At 47.3% G+C, this 18,116-nt stretch carries 17 protein-coding genes; 3 read left to right on the forward strand and 14 right to left on the reverse strand.

The window, feature by feature from the left end; all coding sequences use genetic code 11:
• Window positions 1–145: 145 nt before the first annotated feature.
• On the forward strand, window positions 146–1,216 hold the full coding sequence (locus MHB82_RS29375) for an SDR family oxidoreductase (RefSeq protein ID WP_258377633.1): 1,071 nt from the start codon (window positions 146–148) through the stop codon (window positions 1,214–1,216).
• Between the two features lie 67 nt (window positions 1,217–1,283).
• Here MHB82_RS29375 and MHB82_RS29380 read toward each other — a convergent pair whose 3' ends face one another.
• The 8 genes from MHB82_RS29380 to MHB82_RS29415 form a co-directional block, all read right to left on the reverse strand.
• Window positions 1,284–1,655 (reverse strand): winged helix-turn-helix transcriptional regulator, encoded by a 372-nt coding sequence (locus tag MHB82_RS29380; protein WP_095360295.1) that lies wholly within the window; start codon window positions 1,653–1,655, stop codon window positions 1,284–1,286.
• Window positions 1,656–1,789: 134 nt separating this feature from the next.
• Window positions 1,790–2,200 (reverse strand): flagellar basal body rod protein FlgB, encoded by a 411-nt coding sequence (flgB, locus tag MHB82_RS29385; RefSeq protein WP_095360296.1) that lies wholly within the window; start codon window positions 2,198–2,200, stop codon window positions 1,790–1,792.
• Between the two features lie 108 nt (window positions 2,201–2,308).
• Complete coding sequence (locus MHB82_RS29390) at window positions 2,309–2,722, reverse strand: MarR family winged helix-turn-helix transcriptional regulator (RefSeq protein WP_095360297.1); 414 nt, start codon at window positions 2,720–2,722, stop codon at window positions 2,309–2,311.
• A gap of 63 nt (window positions 2,723–2,785) precedes the next feature.
• A complete protein-coding gene (locus MHB82_RS29395; RefSeq protein WP_095360298.1) occupies window positions 2,786–3,520 on the reverse strand; it encodes an SDR family NAD(P)-dependent oxidoreductase in 735 nt (244 codons plus the stop codon).
• Between the two features lie 61 nt (window positions 3,521–3,581).
• The gene (locus tag MHB82_RS29400; protein WP_095360299.1) at window positions 3,582–4,382 is read right to left on the reverse strand and encodes an SDR family NAD(P)-dependent oxidoreductase; all 801 of its coding nucleotides are present in this window, start codon (window positions 4,380–4,382) and stop codon (window positions 3,582–3,584) included.
• A 219-nt stretch (window positions 4,383–4,601) separates the two neighbouring features.
• On the reverse strand, window positions 4,602–5,582 hold the full coding sequence (locus MHB82_RS29405) for an SMI1/KNR4 family protein (protein WP_341176519.1): 981 nt from the start codon (window positions 5,580–5,582) through the stop codon (window positions 4,602–4,604).
• A gap of 107 nt (window positions 5,583–5,689) precedes the next feature.
• Window positions 5,690–6,307 carry a hypothetical protein gene (locus MHB82_RS29410; RefSeq protein WP_341176520.1) on the reverse strand — a complete coding sequence of 206 codons (618 nt, stop codon included), beginning with the start codon at window positions 6,305–6,307 and terminating at the stop codon, window positions 5,690–5,692.
• 134 nt (window positions 6,308–6,441) lie between these two features.
• Window positions 6,442–7,314 carry an AraC family transcriptional regulator gene (locus MHB82_RS29415; protein ID WP_341176521.1) on the reverse strand — a complete coding sequence of 291 codons (873 nt, stop codon included), beginning with the start codon at window positions 7,312–7,314 and terminating at the stop codon, window positions 6,442–6,444.
• A gap of 216 nt (window positions 7,315–7,530) precedes the next feature.
• On the opposite strand from MHB82_RS29415, the gene MHB82_RS29420 reads away from it, so the two are divergent.
• The gene (locus MHB82_RS29420) at window positions 7,531–8,268 is read left to right on the forward strand and encodes a glycosyltransferase (RefSeq protein ID WP_341176522.1); all 738 of its coding nucleotides are present in this window, start codon (window positions 7,531–7,533) and stop codon (window positions 8,266–8,268) included.
• 172 nt (window positions 8,269–8,440) lie between these two features.
• Here the strand turns inward: MHB82_RS29420 and MHB82_RS29425 are convergent, their stop codons facing one another.
• The gene (locus tag MHB82_RS29425) at window positions 8,441–10,540 is read right to left on the reverse strand and encodes a TerD family protein (protein WP_341176523.1); all 2,100 of its coding nucleotides are present in this window, start codon (window positions 10,538–10,540) and stop codon (window positions 8,441–8,443) included.
• 396 nt (window positions 10,541–10,936) lie between these two features.
• On the opposite strand from MHB82_RS29425, the gene MHB82_RS29430 reads away from it, so the two are divergent.
• Window positions 10,937–12,010, forward strand: coding sequence for a hypothetical protein (locus MHB82_RS29430; RefSeq protein ID WP_341176524.1), 1,074 nt, complete (start codon window positions 10,937–10,939; stop codon window positions 12,008–12,010).
• Between the two features lie 151 nt (window positions 12,011–12,161).
• Here MHB82_RS29430 and MHB82_RS29435 read toward each other — a convergent pair whose 3' ends face one another.
• From MHB82_RS29435 to MHB82_RS29455, 5 genes are all read right to left on the reverse strand, one after another.
• Window positions 12,162–13,667, reverse strand: a complete 1,506-nt coding sequence (locus tag MHB82_RS29435) for a malate:quinone oxidoreductase (RefSeq protein WP_095360305.1) — start codon at window positions 13,665–13,667, stop codon at window positions 12,162–12,164.
• 437 nt (window positions 13,668–14,104) lie between these two features.
• Window positions 14,105–14,914 carry an ABC transporter ATP-binding protein gene (locus tag MHB82_RS29440; protein ID WP_341176525.1) on the reverse strand — a complete coding sequence of 270 codons (810 nt, stop codon included), beginning with the start codon at window positions 14,912–14,914 and terminating at the stop codon, window positions 14,105–14,107.
• Window positions 14,914–15,945: a FecCD family ABC transporter permease gene (locus MHB82_RS29445; protein WP_341176526.1), complete on the reverse strand. Its 1,032-nt coding sequence runs from the start codon at window positions 15,943–15,945 to the stop codon at window positions 14,914–14,916. The genes MHB82_RS29440 and MHB82_RS29445 overlap by 1 nt, the downstream gene beginning before the upstream one ends.
• Window positions 15,942–16,982, reverse strand: a complete 1,041-nt coding sequence (locus MHB82_RS29450) for a FecCD family ABC transporter permease (protein WP_341176527.1) — start codon at window positions 16,980–16,982, stop codon at window positions 15,942–15,944. The genes MHB82_RS29445 and MHB82_RS29450 overlap by 4 nt, the downstream gene beginning before the upstream one ends.
• Complete coding sequence (locus MHB82_RS29455) at window positions 16,975–18,072, reverse strand: iron-siderophore ABC transporter substrate-binding protein (RefSeq protein WP_341176528.1); 1,098 nt, start codon at window positions 18,070–18,072, stop codon at window positions 16,975–16,977. Before MHB82_RS29455 ends, MHB82_RS29450 begins: the two co-directional genes overlap by 8 nt.
• Window positions 18,073–18,116: the final 44 nt, after the last annotated feature.

Consider the following 18,116-nt stretch of genomic DNA (forward strand, 5'->3'; position numbering starts at 1 on the left):
TTTTTTACTACATTTCCAAAGCCCGTGAACCTGCCTAACAGCCGAAATATTACTTTCAAGTGCGTATATGACTTCAAGGTGCGTACTTCACACCTTTCTTTTGCTGGCTCACAATAATGTACAGGAAAAGAAAGGAGCATGCCCATTGAAACCCGATCAACCTATTACACGCCACACTGCTCTCGTTATTGGTGCGGGCGGAGTCATTGGAAGTAACCTTATTGATTATCTGACGACACTTCCGGAATGGAATGTCATTGGGGTATCACGCCGCGGAGGGCAAAACTCTCCGAGACTTCGTTATATATCGGTGGATTTATTGAATAAAGCCGATACTCAGGCCAAGCTGAGTCCATTGACGACGGTCACTCACATTTTTTATGCTGCTTATCAGGATCGTCCTACATGGTCCGAATTGGTACAACCCAACCTGGCAATGCTCGTCAATGTGGTTAATGCCGTTGAGCCCATCGCCCCCAACCTCCAACATATTAGTCTAATGCAAGGTTATAAGGTATACGGTGCTCATCTGGGCCCGTTTAAAACACCTGCACGGGAAACGGATGCACACCATATGCCACCTGAATTCAATGTGGATCAGCAGCAGTTTCTTGAGAAAAGGCAGCCCGAAAGCGGCTGGACCTGGTCGGCCCTGCGTCCGTCTGTTGTATGTGGTTTTGCACTCGGCAATCCAATGAATCTCGCCATGGTTATTGGAGTATATGCGTCCATCTCCAAGGAACTTGGGCTGCCACTTCGTTTCCCCGGTAAGCCTGGTGCTTACCACTCCCTGCTCGAAATGACCGATGCTGCCCTGCTGGCTCGCGCTACCGTTTGGGCGGCAACCGACCCCCGCTGCGCCAATCAGGCGTTTAATATTACCAATGGCGATTTGTTTCGCTGGAATGAACTTTGGCCCAAAATTGCTGCCTTTTTTGAACTGGAAACGGCACCTCCACTGCCGCTCTCGCTCGCCACGGTGATGGCAGACAAAGAAAGTCTGTGGAAATCCATGATTGAGAAATATGGCTTGATGGAAACCTCCTATGATGACGTCTCTTCCTGGGCCTTCGGCGACTTTGTATTCTCATGGGATTATGATTTCTTCGCAGATGGTTCCAAAGCCCGCCGCTTTGGCTTTCATGATTTTGTTGAAACCGAATCTATGTTTATGGATATATTCGCGAATTTGCGTGAGCGCAGGATCATTCCGTAACGGAATATTAAATGCAAAACAAGCGGATTCCCAAACCTCGGGAATCCGCTTGTTTTGTACTCCCCGGTTAACTATCCGAGGTGGGAGGCTTAAACAGAATTTTCGCTCGATTACCGTATACTTTCTCAACATGGATATCTCCCCATCTGCACATCGAATGGAGAATCTCCTTGAGACTCCACCCATATTCCGTTAGCTCATATTCAACCTTCGGTGGAATTTGATGATGGGAAATACGGGATATGATTCCCGCCTCCATAAGTTCACCAAGCTGCTGGGTCAATACTTTCTGGGCAATGGCAGGCATGAGCTTCATCAATTCGCCATTACGTTTTTTGCCAAACGTAAGATGGAACAGAATAACGGGCTTCCATTTGCCGCCGATCACTTCAAGTAAAGCTTCGACCGCAGTATTATATACTTTGATCGGTTCCTGCATATATCTCCTGCCTCCCTCTACAGCCATTTTCCCTTCTAGTCTACAATACAATTCACGTTGCAATTTAATTATAGACCATGGCACATCGTTATCAGCCAATAAAAAAAGCAGCCCTCGGGGCCGCTGGACATTCTTCATTTCAAGCTCTGCAGAATGTTTTTCATTTTGTTGTAATGCCCGCTTACCCGGTCAACCATGTAGTTATACATGAGCTGGTTCTCCGACAGGTTCGCCATCTCGGCATCAATGTCCACATTATTGCCGTTGTTGTTCATCGTTGTTTCGTTGTTCTCCACAATCCGGTATGGAACGACGGAAGAATTGAGATCTTTGGCAGGCAGATGCTTCGGATGTGTCCGGTGCATATCCAGCTCCCTGGTTGTACCATTTTCAACGATACGTCTCAGTGCTTCTTCAAACTCCACCGATTTCTTTTTGTAATTGGGTGTGTCTGCATTGGCAATATTGTCAGTGGTGACCTTGTGCTGCACGTTCAGCACTTGCAAAAGAGATTCATTGCGTCTTGACGTGTTGGTTTCAATCACGGCTCAGTCTCCTTCAGAGCATAATGGTGCAGTCCCACTTATCATAAGAAAAAAAGTTGCCCTCTGTCAACATTCACTCAATTCTTACATATAAAACTCAACACAACATTAGCGATTCAGCTTCTCAAAAATCTCCGCTAACTTCTCCCGGTCCTGTGCAGTTAACTTTTCAAATAAAGCTCTGCGCAGCTTTTGTCCCTCCATGGATGCTCTGCCAAGAACTTCGGAGCCATCCTCGGTGATATCCAGGTAACTATTGCGGCGATCGGATTCATCAACGACCCTGACAGCCAGTTTCTTTCCGACGAGCTTGTCCGATAAATAACTGAGAGTCGGCGGGGTAAGCCCCAGTACTTTCGCAATATCCGAAGGTCGACTTTTTCCGTTTTGCTTCAAATGGGAAAGCACAAGCACATGAGATACGCCCAGGTCCTCATTAAATGATTTGTTCCACTGTATAATCAACTTGTTGGTGAAGGTATCCATATTGTGTATGATTTCAAAAATTGTTTTCTCTTCCATAACTGCCTCCTCATAAAAAAGACAGCCCCTAATGAAAATTAAGAGCTGTCATTATTCTACACACTATTGTGCGGAGTATCCACCATCAATAACCAGCTCGGAGCCGGTAATATAGGAGGAATCATCGGAAGCCAGGAACAGTGCCGCTTTGGCAATATCCATAGCTTGACCCAGACGCTGCAGAGGCGTTGCCTGAATCAGCCGACCGAGCAGTTCTTTGGACGTGCTCAAGGATTGAGTCATAGGTGTTTCGATAATCCCTGGGAAAAGAGCATTGACACGAATGCCCTGACGTCCGAATGTCGTAGCCGCTGCTTTGGACAACGCACGTACCGCGCCCTTCGACGCCGAGTAGTGATTGAAGCCCTGCCCAATCATTGCAGTATACGAAGAAATATTAACGATGGAACCTTTCTGCTGAGCGGCCATATATGGAGTCACATGCTTCATGCCCGCAAACGGGCCAAATCCGTTAATGGAAAGCATCTTCTCCCAGTCCTGTGCATTGATCTCCTCAAATGGTTTTTCGGATGAGATACCTGCATTGTTGACCAAGATGTCTATTTTGCCAAATCGCTCGTTGACGACCTTCGCCAGTGCCTCCCAGTTCTCATCTGATGCCACGTTTAATTTCATTCCATATACATTCTGCTTCTGGCTAGCTGTCTCCAGCGCCGCCTCATTAATATCCGCTGCAATCACGATGGCACCTTCCTGCGCAAAAAGATCCACCATACACTCGCCAATGCCTGAAGCCCCGCCTGTAATAATAGCTACTTTACCTTCCAATTTTCCCATGTCAGTTGCTCCTCACTTTGTTTGAATGTTTTTTTATTGAAATAAAGCCAGCAATGAAGGCTTATACGCTTTGCATATATTGCTCGAAATCAGGAACCGTTGGATTAGCGATATAATGCCCGCCTTCCACCTGAATCGTCTGGCCGGTAATAAATTTGGACTCATCGGAAGCCAGGAATAGGACGGTATGTCCAATATCATCCGGTTCTCCGTGATAGGGCAGTGCATTATATTTTGCAAACATATTCAACACGTCCGGTGGCATGTTATCCTCCGCTGCCGGTGTCAAAATCAGACCGGGTGCAACAGCATTACAACGAATGTTGTGCTTCCCGTATTGGGCTGCAATGTACTTGGTAAGATTGACAACACCTGCTTTGGAAGCTCCATAAGCCACACGAACGGCATCACCTGTAAAACCTGCCATCGATGCTGTATTGATGATGGAACCCCCGCCAGCACGGATCATATGAGGAATGGCAAATCTGCTGCCCAGCAATACACTCTTGAGGTTAACATTCATCAGTCGATCCCATTCATCCAGGTCTACATGAACGACGTCCAAGTCCTTCTTGAGGTTGGTCAAGCCCACATTATTAAACAAGCATGTGAGTTTACCATACCGCTGTACCGTAAATTCAACCGCTTCCTTAATCGTAGTTTCTTTTGCAGCATCGACAAATATGCCTACGGCATCGCCTCCTCGGAGTTGAATGTTTTTGGCAGCTTTTATAGCCCCATCGACATTAAAATCGGCAACGACGACTTTAGCACCTTCCGCAGCCATCAAGTTGGCAGCAGATAAGCCTATGCCAGAAGCTCCTCCGGTAACAAGCACGACCTTGTCTTTCATTCTGTCCATATTCACCACGCTCCTTATATTTAAGAAACCTGTAATGGTTCTAAGATGATTATTATTTAGATATATAACTATTAGATGTCTAAATAATAGCACCAGTCTACCCGATATGCAATGGCATGGATACATTTAACTTATTTTGGTCATCGCGAGAATTAAAACACCCTGTCCAACGCTCTCATTTGGAATGAAAGAGTCAGACAGGGTATTGGGTAGACTAACTTAAATTGAATCAGAAAGGTCAGGACGGCGATTGTCCTCATTGACCAGACTACGGACAAAGGTATCAAAGTCGGGAGCAATCCATGTGATCTTATAGTTGTTTCCCTTATCCACATGAACAACCTCAGGCTCACCGGCATTATCCGATGCACGGTAATCCAGCATAATGATCTCAGCGTCCGATGGGCACTTACATAGAACCACACCAATCTCCGGATAGCCACCTTGCTCAATGATCCATCTGCTGCCTTCTTCACCGCACAGGGAATGCTTCTTCTCCTGGCCGATGCCCAGCATTCCGGAAATCTCAATGAGTCTCTTCTCTGCGGCCCCTGCCTCGCTGACAGGAATATACCTGTAACGAGGGATCCCACCATTATGTATTTTCATCATGTCCACATAGGCTCTAGGCAATTTGAAAACGAGCCGCTCCTCTACCGACTCAACCAGGTCGTCCGTAGGTGAAGGCAGAACCCAGTTCTGCAAAGCCTCGGCATTGTCATCCCAGAAATCCGTGGAATTTGGATCACTAACACTGAGCTGCTCCCTGGAGATTGCCGGGACGGAGTGAGCCGTCTCCTGAGCTGTCTCCTGAGCTGTCTCCTGAGTTATCTCCTCAGCAGGCTCCTCGGCTGTTTTACTGCGAATCCATTCGAGAAACTCCTGTGTATCTTCATCTCCCGGATCCAGTCGGTCTGCTGTTTCAAAAGCCTCACGTGCATTCTCATATTGCTCCAGGTAATAGTATGCCAGACCAATGCGATAATGCCACAAGGGGTCGTCCTGACCCTCTTCGGCAACCGTCAGAAATTGTTCAACTGCCTCTTCGTAACGCTCCAGGTTGTTCAGCGCTCTACCCAAATGACCGATCAGCTCATAGTCGCGCTCTTCCACATCAATGGCTGTAATCGCATCCACAATCTCTTCGAATTCATCCTGTTCATGCCACTCTTCCAGCTGCCCCAATAACTCTTCTCTCATCCTTCGTACCCCCTGTTCATTCGCTCGATATCCCTTGCTGAAAATTATACCATTTATCAGATTGCCTTCTCCAGCGATGCCATTCCTGACTAGTATTCAAGTTGGCCTCATGCCATATTCAGCACGAGCGAATAGGTTGTGAAGATCCATGAGTTTGCCAGGTCGGCTGCTGCATCTCTACTAACCCGCACAGAGGGTTTCAGCTCCTGCACATCATCCGTTGAAGATCCTACTGAAAAGCGCAGCAGCTTCGTGTGTTTCTTGATATACTTTCCCACTTCCTCGTAGAATGCATGCGTTAACGGGAGATGTTCACGAATATCTTCATAGACGTAATACTTCCCTTTTTCATCTTCAAGATGCAATTGAAATCCTTTGGGCAGTGAGAGCATAATGCTCGGTAATTCGTCCTCCGCCCACGCTCCGCGATAAGGAAAGCTGATTCCTTCGTTTTTTATAAAAAAACCAGAGGTCTTATCATCCAGCTTCATCGTTATGGAGTATACAAAATGGGGGTGGTAATGGAGCTTTTCCTGTCCTGTAAAGTACTGATAATAAGCAGTATAAGCCTCATGCACCTGATTTAGATCATGGGTAGTTCTCGCAGCATTCGAAAGACTAAACTGAGCTTCCTTTTGTTCAAAAAGCTCTAAAATTCCTTTGAATTCCTCTGGTGTTACCAGAAACTTAAGCTTATAAAATCCACTGTTTTTCAAGCGATCCATGGTTACCACCCCCATGTATGATGTCATACTAATGAATGAATGTAATTCTTCCAATGTTTATGAAACAGGTTGGTTACCCTTTCCACGTATCTGGCCTATTTTCCTGCTTCATCTTAGGAATACTAAACGTTGCTTTAGCTCTTACGGATCGGAATCCATATCTCGCTTCTGTACTGTGGCAAGGTGACATCCTTGTGCTCATTCCACAGCATTTCCGGTCCTTCGCTAAGTTCATAATCGGACGAAGGAAACCACTCGGCGTAGATTCGTCCCCACACATCCTGAAGCGCACTCGGAAAGGGGCCAATTGCAGTAAACACAGCCCATGTCGATGCGGGTACTTCCAGGCATGCAAGACCCTCGGGGGCCACTTGGGTGGTGGCTGCACCGATATAATGATCCAGTTCGCCCTTCTCCTCCATCCGCTCTTCGCTAAAATGAGCAGAAGCACTGATGATCCCCAGCGGCTGAACATTCGACACCCTTTTGATAATCTCGATCAATTCCGGGGTGAGCTGCTGATACATCGCAGCAATGTCGGGGTTTACCCCGTTGAACACGATCGGCACCCTTTTGCTGATTCCCACAATCCGAAAGGCTTCTTTCTCTTCAATACGATAGTTCATTTCACTTCCTCCTTGAATGGTCAATTGAAATGTCATCCGGGGGAAGGCCTTCAGCGAAGGACCATGATTCCTCGCTTCCGAGGGTGTAACCCCATGCATGCTCTGAAATGCCCTGGCGAAGGAGTCCGGTGAGGTATATCCATATTTGAGCGCAACATCGATGACTTTGCTGTCATGACTGCTGAGCTCCATTGCTGCCAGCGTCAAGCGCCGGCGACGGATGTACTCGGATAAGGTAATACCGCTAAGAAAGGAAAACATTCGTGTAAAATGGTATTCCGAGCAGCACGCAATTCGCGCGACCTCTTTCATATTCAATGTCTCCGTCAGATTCTCCTCAATATAGGCCAATCCCTCATTCAGCCGTGCCAGTGTATTCATCATCATTCCCTCCCCCATTGATCCAAGCATAACAAAGCCTTTCTTTCGGCATCCGACATTCCCTGCACCATTCTGCAGGCAGCAATTTATTGATCCGCAGACGACCAGCATAGACGGCGAATTCTCCATTTTATATCAAGGCCGTTCCTCTTACTTGTCATGTACATATTTTATAGAAAGATAGTTTTGAACCTCACAGATAAGGAGCGCGATCGAATGGGAGCCAGCCCGGGAATAGTCAAGACCAAACAAGGCATGTCTATCATTGCTTGCACCAAACGCCAGCACTATATCGATAATCTATTTAAGAATTACAGCCGACAGAAGCACTCCAAGAAAGAGATGATCGTTATCGTCAACAACGATAATATCCCTCTTGCTCCTTATCAAAGCTTAGCCAAAAAGCTTCGGAACGTATACGTTTTTCGTCTGCCGGAACGTACCTCTCTCGGTGCTTGTCTCAATTACGCAATCAATAAAACAAAATACAGCTATATTGCCAAGTTTGATGACGACGACTACTATGCTTCCTACTATTTGACGGAAAGCCTGCAAACCTTCAAAAGAACGGATGCCGATGTCATTGGCAAGCGGGCACATTATCTATATTTAAAAGGATCCAGGAATCTGCTCCTTCGTTTTCCTCAGGATGAACATCGCCCTGTAACCCTCCTCCCTGGTGCTACGCTTGTCTTTAAACGACATGTATTCACCCATGTCCAGTTTCCGAATCGAAGCGTCGGTGAAGATGATCTGTTTTGCATAAGAAGTAAACGGAAGGGTTACAAAGTATACTCGGGAGGCAGGCATAATTTTGTCGCGATCCGCAGGAAAAACTCCTCCGGCCACACGTGGATCATCAGTGATCACGAACTCCTCTCGCAAAGCAAGAAGATCCGAACAGCAAAGCATTATAAGCAATATGTACAGAAAAAACCGAAGGGCAAATTCTGATGGCAGCTGATCTACGCGCTTAATTTAAATTTCCCTTCCAAATAGTTAAATGATTTGAAGCATAAGTGAGTAATCAGCTTATTGTTTCATAACTCTATACCGAGTCTACATTCACAAAAAAAGAAGAGCAGCGGAGCTGCCCTTCTTTTTGCACAAATCACATTCGTTATACTCAAGCCAGGTACTCCGCCATAATCTGCTCGATGTCATACGGGGTAACCCCTTGCTCCACCGAATAGATCGTATCTGCCTGATTCAGCGTATCTACCAGTTCGCCCCGGGCCTTTGCATGAAGCATAAACAGATCGTACAGATCGGGCTTGCGCAACCCTGTCATGGCTTTGCCCATCAAGACCATTCCCTTTTCATTGCCCTCTACATTGTTGTAATAGTGTGGGTGGCTGGTTAGGGCAAGATCGGTCCAGATCACCGTGCGATCCACCAGATCAAGTATGACAGGAATCGTAATCTGTGTATCGGCTGTAATATCAATTTTGTTAGCCACCGTAGACGGTTCAAAAATCTCGCCCGACCCTGGCTTCTTGCGCATCATCCACCCCGCGAAGCATTCCGGAAGATCGCAATACGGATGACTCGTGAACGACAGCAACGAAGCGACAACATATCGGCCGCCATAATTAACGATTGACGGAATATGCAGGTCAATGAACTCGCATGCACCCTGCGGAGCCGATACGATATCTCCGCTGTGAACAGCCTTGTACTTCGTGGAACGCAGATTCGTATAGGAGATGTGCTCAACATAATTCCAGTTCTCGTCATACATCACCGCAGACAGGTCGATATCGACACGTCCTGTGTCCTGCCCGTTGACCATGCCTTCCTTCCACCAGTTGAAGAAACGAATTGTATCTCCTTCGCCCATGGGTACCCGGCTCCCTCTCACGAGGGTACGCAGTGCCTTGCTCGCGGAACGTTGGGAAAACGGCACAAGATAGTCATGGAGCTGTTCATCGATATACGTCTTACCCAGTGGGGGAAGAGCTGCGAACCGTTCAACCAGTGCCTTCTCGCACAATTGCACAACTTCCCGGCACGTCGCCTCATCCAGCTCTGGCAGCTGATTCGGAACGCCAAATGCCTTTGCCACGTTGCCTTTTGGGAAAAAGACACGAAGATCCTGTGGTTCATTACGCTGGGCAAAATGTTGTCTCACCTGCAGCAGCACCGGCGTCGATACCTGTGCAGTTACCTCACTAAATGCCAACAATACATAGGCCTCATCCTCGGTGATTCGCAGCAGATGATCCAGCCTTCTGGCAAACTCACCCGGACGCTGTGACAGCAGATCGATCAGGCTCCAGGTGTTGTGATACTGGAACGCCAGCTCCACGCTTCTATTAAAGGTGGCAAACGGCTTGTTGTTGCGCAGAATATCAAAAGCTTCTTCGCAGCGAGGATACCGAAGTTTATATTCGGAAGGATGCAGAATCTCCCCCAGACGAACCCAGCGATCCTTATACCGGAGCATATCCTCAGTGATCTGTCCGCATTGCTCCAGTAAACCCAGCAATAGACGTCTCTCACGACGTTTGAACTTGCGGAAGCGTGAAGGCGCAGCCAGACTGACATCACCGTTCGACCAGGCAGCAGCCAGACGCAGGACGTCTGTGGCTGTTTTGAAGTACGGGCCAATTCGTTCCAACCTTGCCTTTTCATGTTTCAACAGCGAAGCCACTACGAAGCCCACATTCTCCTTGAATGGAATTTCAGCAGGCAGTATCGCATCTACTTCATCCGATTCCGCATGTTCCAGTACTGTATCGATGTCATTTTTGTCCGTCTCCGAAATGGAGCCCTTTGCTTCAATCAGCTGGCGGATGAGTGTTCTGAACCCTCCCTCACTTCCCAAGTGGATCACTTTCAGATCTGTCTTGGCAGAGAAAGGCTGTCTATCAACAAGTTCACGATCAGGATATACCAGGGTTAGGTAGTGAAGGATAGCATTGAGATACAGCTCCGCTTCATCTTCCTGCATGACCTGCATGGGAAATCCAGGATACATCGGTTTGTACTTCACATGTGCCCCGACCATCAATCTTAGATCCACTACCAACTGAACAACGAATGCTTCAAACTGTTCCTTGGATAATCCTCGTACGGATCGCATCAGTTCATCCGAGAACGTGTATCCCAGCGTTTCAATATTTTTAAGGGCAGTAGCCAGGTAAGACTTGGGCAGTTGTTCCTCCCCTTGATGTTCAATAATCAGTTTGTTTGCTCGCCTTAAATAAATGGTGTTATGGTTCATGATAAAAGAGTCCAGGAGAGCTATATCCCTATATAACGTGAAAGGTTAGCTTGAGAAGGAAGGAATATAATAGCCTGGACGCCTCCTCTCTTGATTAGAAATCCTTCAGGAGAGCTGCGACCCTATTCATCCAATTGAGTTAGAAGGAAGGATCGCAATAGCCTGAGGGCCAGAGGTCCGAAGTTCGTGACCCGAACCTTTGGTAGACCCATCATCTCAGATTCCACGATCTCCCAACAGGGTGAAAGTATTACGACTGCATCAATCATTTCCCAATATCACCCCTAATCAATACAGCTAGCTTGATGGAAGGACGAATAGGAACAACCCAATTGGCGTCGAATACCACTATGTAAGACTTAGTATAGAACTACGCATGAATCGAGGTTAGGATAGATGGAACTTCAATCGATATATAACGAGTATCTGAACATCAAATTCAAACGCGCATTACCGCCTGTACGGACGAGTCCGTTCGAATACGGCTTGTATGAAGATGACCGTGCTGATCTGTTTCTGACAGATCACCTGGATGAGACCTTTACAAATTGGATGTACGATTTACAACCGAGAGATCCCCATTATGTTTCTGAGCCAGACTGGAAGCCTGTTCTCCGAGAGCTTTTTCAGCAGATGGATATATATGATGAGCAGGTCCTGTATTATCTTCTGTTCACCCTCAACACTGCGCTGTCCATTAACTCGCACAACGCTTACAGCACCATGAATGATTTCATGAAAAACTACAGCTTCTTGCAGCTGTCTCACTTGAGCGAGATCACCCGTTTAAATGAGGAACAGAAGCACCAGCTAAGAGACTTTTTCTTCTTTTTCTACCTCTACGCGCATCCGGTTAACGAGGAAACGCTCTACGCGTGTTCATTTGAAGGCCAGAACTTGGTGCATACCAAAACTGATATTTCATTGGAGCGTTATTTCACAGCATTTCATGATCACTATAGTACAAATATGAATCAGTACAGCGAGCAGATCGCCATTGCTCCACACGACATCCAAGCCTGCAAACACCTTACATTGGAGATTTTGCGGTGTATTGAAGGGAAATCTGCCAAGCTGAGCATGCCTGAGGAGGAAGGATTAGAAGCAATGCTGCGGCTCATCAATGACGTGGATCAGATGCTGCAAATGCATGACGAAAATAAAAGCGCGTTGTTTGAGATCATAAAGGATTTTCTGACTGAAGCTCGTTCCACTCCCTATCGGGAACACTGTTTCACGACGCTGCTCCAGAACTATACCTCGTATATCCTGTTTTTCAGGTTTGATGAGATTCATACATTAGTGGATTATTTCGAAGACACCCCTGTGTGGTGCAGAACGATCATCAATAAAATCTTCATGGACACAGTTTTCATTGATCGGGTAATGAAACAGAACCGCATCGATATAACCGCGTACCCGAATCTAACTCAGTTCTTTGAGGACGAAGCGAAACGGATCTATCTGTAGCTCCGTTCCGAGTGCCGTGCACTAATCCGAAATAGTACGTCAAAAAGCCTTCGCCGACGTTAATGTCAGCAAAGGCTTTTTATACTTTATTCTTATCCATTGTCATAATTAAAGTAAATATGATGCAATGGCGTTCTATCTCCTTTGCTTTTTACACCGAAGCAACCTTCTTCTCATCCGTCAGCCCAAGTGCCTTGGCTGTCGTCGTGTGAACCTTGCGAAGAAGATCCGGATTCTCCACCAGGGACTCGCCGTATGAAGGAATCATTTCCTTAATCTTCGGCTCCCATGAATCCATATGCTGCGGGAAGCATCGCTGCAGAATCTCCAGCATGACTTGCACCGCAGTGGAAGCCCCTGGTGATGCGCCGAGTAATGCGGCTATTGAGCCGTCGGCAGCAGTAACGACCTCTGTACCGAATTGAAGTGTACCTTTGCCGCCTTGCACCGTATCCTTAATGACCTGCACGCGCTGACCTGCCAGAACCATATCCCAATCTTCGCTTTTGGCACCTGGAACAAAATCACGCAGTTCCTCCATGCGCTGCTCTTTGGACAACATAAGCTGTTGAATCAGGTATTTGGTCAGTGAGATTTCTTTGACCCCTGCAGCAAGCATGGTTAGAAGGTTATGTGTTTTAACTGACGTGATGAGGTCGGCATTCGAACCCGTCTTCAGGAATTTGGGTGAAAAGCCGGCAAACGGGCCAAATAGCAACGACTTCTGGTTATCAATAAATCGGGTATCCAAATGCGGAACCGACATCGGCGGAGCGCCCACCGAGGCTTTACCATATACTTTAGCGTGATGCTGCTCCACAACCTCCGGATTTTTACACACCATGAAGAGTCCGCTAACTGGGAATCCGCCAATATGTTTGCCTTCCGGAATGCCGGATTTCTGCAGCAAATGCAGGCTTCCGCCACCCGCACCAATAAAGACAAACTTGGCTGTATGGCGCTCTACTGCACCATTCGTCAAATTCTTCACTGTTAATTCCCAAGCGCCATCTTGCTTGCGTTTGATATTTTTCACACTATGTTGGTAGTGGATGCCCACGTTTTGATTCTTCAAGTGATCTAGCAGCATACGCGTTAAAGCACCAAAGTTAACATCCGTACCGGAGTCGATTTTGGTGGCTGCGATCGGTTCTTTCCCCTTGCGGCCTTTCATCATAAGCGGAATCCATTTCCGCAATTTTGCCGGGTCGTCCGAAAATTCCATACCTTCAAATAGAGGATGGTTTGATAAGGCTTCGAAACGTCTTTTCAAAAACAGGACATTGCTCTCTCCATGCACATAACTCAAATGGGGAAGCGGCATAATGAAGTCCCGCGGATTACGAATCAGATTGCTATTAACGAGATAGGACCAAAATTGTCTGGAGACTTGAAAATGCTCATTCACCTTAATGGCTTTGCTGATATCTACGGTTCCGTCCGGTCGTTCAACGGTATAGTTCAATTCGCAAAGTGCAGAGTGGCCGGTTCCGGCATTATTCCATTCGTTGGAGCTTTCCTCTCCTGCACTGGCGAGCTTTTCATAAACCTTAATATTCCAATCTGGTGCCAATTCCTTCAGCAAGGTTCCCAATGTTGCACTCATAATTCCGGCACCAATCAAGATAACATCTGTACTCGTTTGTCCCTGGCTCATGTCTACCGTCCTTATATCCTATATTTGCCAAAAGGATGTAAGCGTTATCGATTTGGCATTTGCAGCGAGCCCGTTCTTGAACTGGCCCAAACCTCTTCTGAACGAAATAAAACCTTGGTCATAGTGTATCAATATTACGGTTAGATTGAAATATGCAATTTTAAGTTACTTGGTTTACCTGTTAGTATACTTCAGTTTCAACCTCACCGCTAACCCGCTTATAGGGGTGAAAGATTTATTTTTTCAAGATAATAGAAAACATGGCAAGCCATAACGCCATTCTGGGTCAGGTTTCTAGTTCGTATTTCTCCTCATGAGGAAAAAAGAATTCGAATCTGCCGGCTCTCGGCAAGGAAAAAGCCTATTCCAGAAGGTGAATTCCTGGAATAAGCTTTGTTTTACTTTGTCCTCTTAGACCTAAACGTCCGAATAGCATGTTACTCGCCAGCATGTACATGGTATCTTCCCCGGGGTACGACCAAGGGGGAGCCTGACAACGGATCTTCCACCACAGTACAGTCCAGGCCGAATATGTCTTTCACCATGGTGCTTGTAATGACGTCAGAAGGAGCGCCCTCTGCGACAAGCTTCCCTTCCACCAGCGCAATGATATGATCCGCATAACGGGCTGACAGATTGATGTCGTGCAGCACCATGACAATGGTTGTTCCATGCTTCCGGTTAAGGTCGGTGAGCAGATCGAGAATCTCGACCTGATAGGTAATATCCAAAAAGGTTGTTGGTTCATCTAAAAAGAGAATATCCGTCTCCTGCGCCAGAGCCATCGCAATCCAGACCCGCTGTCGTTGACCGCCTGAAAGCTCGTCGATGTTATGGTTGGCAAACTCGGTAATGTCCATAATCTCCATGGCTTCAGCAACCGCTGCGTAATCCTTCTTGGTCCATCCGCTCAGCAAGGACTGGTGCGGAAATCGCCCTCTTCCCACTAAATCGGCAACAGAGATACCTTCCGGGACAATAGGGGATTGGGGTAACAGTCCCACCACCCTGGCCAGCTGCTTGGGTGGAATTTTGCTGATCGGTTTCCCATCCAGCGTAATTTTTCCCGATATCGGCTTGATCAGCCGGGCCAATGTTTTTAGAAGCGTAGACTTCCCACAACCGTTAGCTCCAATGATGACACTGATTTGATTGCTGGGAATCGCAAGGTCTACGCCATGAATAACGGTTTTATTGTCATAGCCAGCCACTAAGTCTTCCGCTTGGAACACATGCGTCGGTTTCATTATAATTCTCCCTTTCGATTCATTCGGATGAGCAGGTAGATCAGATAAGGTGCTCCGAGAATGCCGGTGATGATGCCGACAGGATATCTGACCTCGAACGCAAATTGCCCGATGAGATCTGCAGCCAAGACTAGATTAACCCCAACAAGCCCCGCCGGAATGGCGTTTGAAAAGCCTGATCCAGCTAGTCTCTTCGCGATAGGTCCCGAAAGGAAAGAAACAAAAGCGATCGGACCGGTAGTGGCTGCCGCGAGAGCGATCATACCTACAGAACACAAGATGAGTACCACTCTTGTCTTATCCGTAGCAACGCCAAGTGATGTAGCCGATTGTTCTCCAAGCTCCAGTAAACCAAGATGTTTGCCTAGCACAATAATAAACGGCGACAGGATCAGAACTGCTATGATTAAAGGCGGAAGCTCGTCCATCTTGGAGCCGTTGAGACTGCCGCTGAGCCAGCGAAGCGCAGTTGGAATGTCCTGCTGCGAACTGACCAGCAAAAGATAGGATATGACCGCATCCAGCATGGCCTGTATACCTATTCCGACAAGAATCAATCTTCTGATCGAGAAGGTTCTTCCCTTGGATAATACATAGATCAATACTACCGTCGCTAGACCCGCAATGACTGAAGCAATAGAAACAACGGCTCCGTTTGCATGAATGACCGTGATACAAAACACAGCTGCCGCACTTGAACCGGAGGTTATACCGATGACATTCGGATTCGCCAAGGGGTTGCGCAGCATGGTCTGAAAGATATAGCCCGCCATACCGAAGGCGAATCCTGCAAACAATCCTGCAAGCATCCTTGGTAAACGTATGGTATGGATTGCAAACGTTGCCCCCTTGATCTGCTCACCGGAAAGGACCCTGATGACATCTCCAAGCGGGTATATGGTATTTCCCAGCAAAAGCATGGCACAGCATAGAGCGAGCGCGAGTATGGCAAGTAATGCAGTAACAACGACCCACCGACGTCGTCTTTGACGTCTGCCCGATATAATCAATTCCATCGTATTATTTCTCATAATGAACGCACTTTCGATTTGATCGCTAGAATGATGAGAATTGGAGCTCCAATGAAGGCTGTAACCACACCGACCTCAAGCTCTCCCGGACTGCCGATGAGCCTGCCAAGTACGTCGGATATCGTCAAGATAATCGCACCTGAGATCGCCGACATCGGAATAACAAAACGCAAATCAGAGCCGAGTATAAGCCGAATCACATGCGTCGCCAAAAGTCCGATAAAACCAATGGGACCGGCGAGTGCCGTTGTTGCACCACACAATAGAACTGCCGCAAGTGCTGCGATCAGCCTGAGCACTCCGGTTCGAACACCCAGCCCAGTTGCCACGTCATCACCCAGTGCCAATGCATTCAGTGCTGGAGCCGTAATAAAAGCAATGATGATACCCATGGCCAGAAACGGCACAAACGTACCGATATCGCTCCAGTTGCCTGAACCGACGCTGCCGACTTGCCAGAACCTGAATTGATCCATAACGTAAGCGCGTGGAATCATGATGGCAGTCACCAGAGAGGAAAGGGCTGCCGTTATGGCCGCTCCCGCTAGCACCAGTTTGATGGGTGTAGCGCCGCCCCGACCCATGGAACCGACAGCAAATACAAATACAGCGGTAAGCGCAGCACCGACCAAGGCCAGCCAGATATATTGGCCTGCCGTGTTTATGCCCAGAAAGGCAATGCCGAAAACAACAAATAGAGTCGCCCCCGTATTGACACCCAGAATACTCGGGTCTGCGAGCGGGTTGCGCGTTACCGATTGCATCAATGCTCCGGAAACGCCCAGTGCAGCTCCGCAAAATAAACTGAACACGGTCCGGGATATTCGTTTGCGGACGATATTTGCCCCGTAGGAGTCCACATTGGAGTGAAACAAACCGTCCATCAGTTCATTCCATCTCACAAGCCGGGAACCCAGTGTGAGTGATGCCAGCACGCAAACGCCGAGCAAGACGATGCAAAGGAACAGCACCGTCTTGAAATGTTTAGGCATATGAAGTTTTAAAGAATGGTTTGGAGAAGTCGAAGAACTATTCATTGATCTTGTCGATCGCTGCCCCGATTAATTTCAGGTAATCATCAATGGTATACGCGATCGAAAGCGGGTTAGGTGTTCCGGCAGCCACCAGAGGTGTGTCGCTATCGATGAAGGCAACAGAGCCTCTCTCGATCGCAGGGATTTTACCCAGCAAGGAATCGGCTTGAATGGCCTTTAACAATTCATCATTGCCGTATCCGATCAGCAGATCGGCATCGTTAAGAGCCTCTGCATTCTCAGCACTTAGTTCCAATGAGTAGCTTTTCGGATCCTTAATGAGTTCGGTGATACTTTCGGGATTACTCAATCCCAGTTCTTCCAAGAAAGAAACGCGAGAGTCGACTGGGGTATAAATATGCAGTTTGGACGTGTCTTGTGCAGAGAAGTTCACCCACACTACTTTTTTGCCAGCAATCTGAGGATAAGCACTCAGTTTCTCTTTAATCATGTCTTCGGTATCTTTGATCAGCTGCTCACCTTCCGCTTCCATGCCCATGCCTTTAGCGTTAAGGCTTACTTGTTCACGCCACGTCGTTGCCCATGGAGCTGTTGGATAAGCCACAACTGGAGCAATCTCACTTAATGTATCGTAGTCTTCTTGTGTAATACCGGAGTACGCGGCGAGAATCACATCAGGGTTAGCATCCGAAATGGCTTCAAAATCAAGACCATCTGTATCCTGGAACACGTTCGGATCTGTTACACCAAGCTCGTCCAGCTTCTCTTTGGTCCAAGGAAGCAGCCCGCTATCATCCTGAACACCGAAGTTTGCCGCTGAGAATCCAACAGGAACAACGTTAAGAGCAAGGGCAATATCATGGTTGGCCCATTGAACGGTAACCACTCGTTCAGGCTTGCTTTCAATCACTGTCTCACCAAGAGCGTGCTTGATGGTAATTGGATATTGTGTACTTTCATCTGGAGTAACCGCTGTTTCTGTCGTTGATTCATCCGTGTTTGCCGAACTGTTCGCTGCTGGAGTTGAACCTGTCGTCGAATCAGATTGCTGTGTAGAGCAGCCCACCAGTGCCAAGATCATAATCATCGAGATGATTAGTGCTTTTAATGAAATGTTTTGTTTCCCCTTCATGTGTAGACCCTTCCTTTTCCCCATTAAATTATTTGGATATCATG

The organism is Paenibacillus sp. FSL K6-2862 (assembly GCF_038005125.1).
Classification (GTDB): Bacteria; Bacillota; Bacilli; order Paenibacillales; family Paenibacillaceae; genus Paenibacillus; species Paenibacillus illinoisensis_A.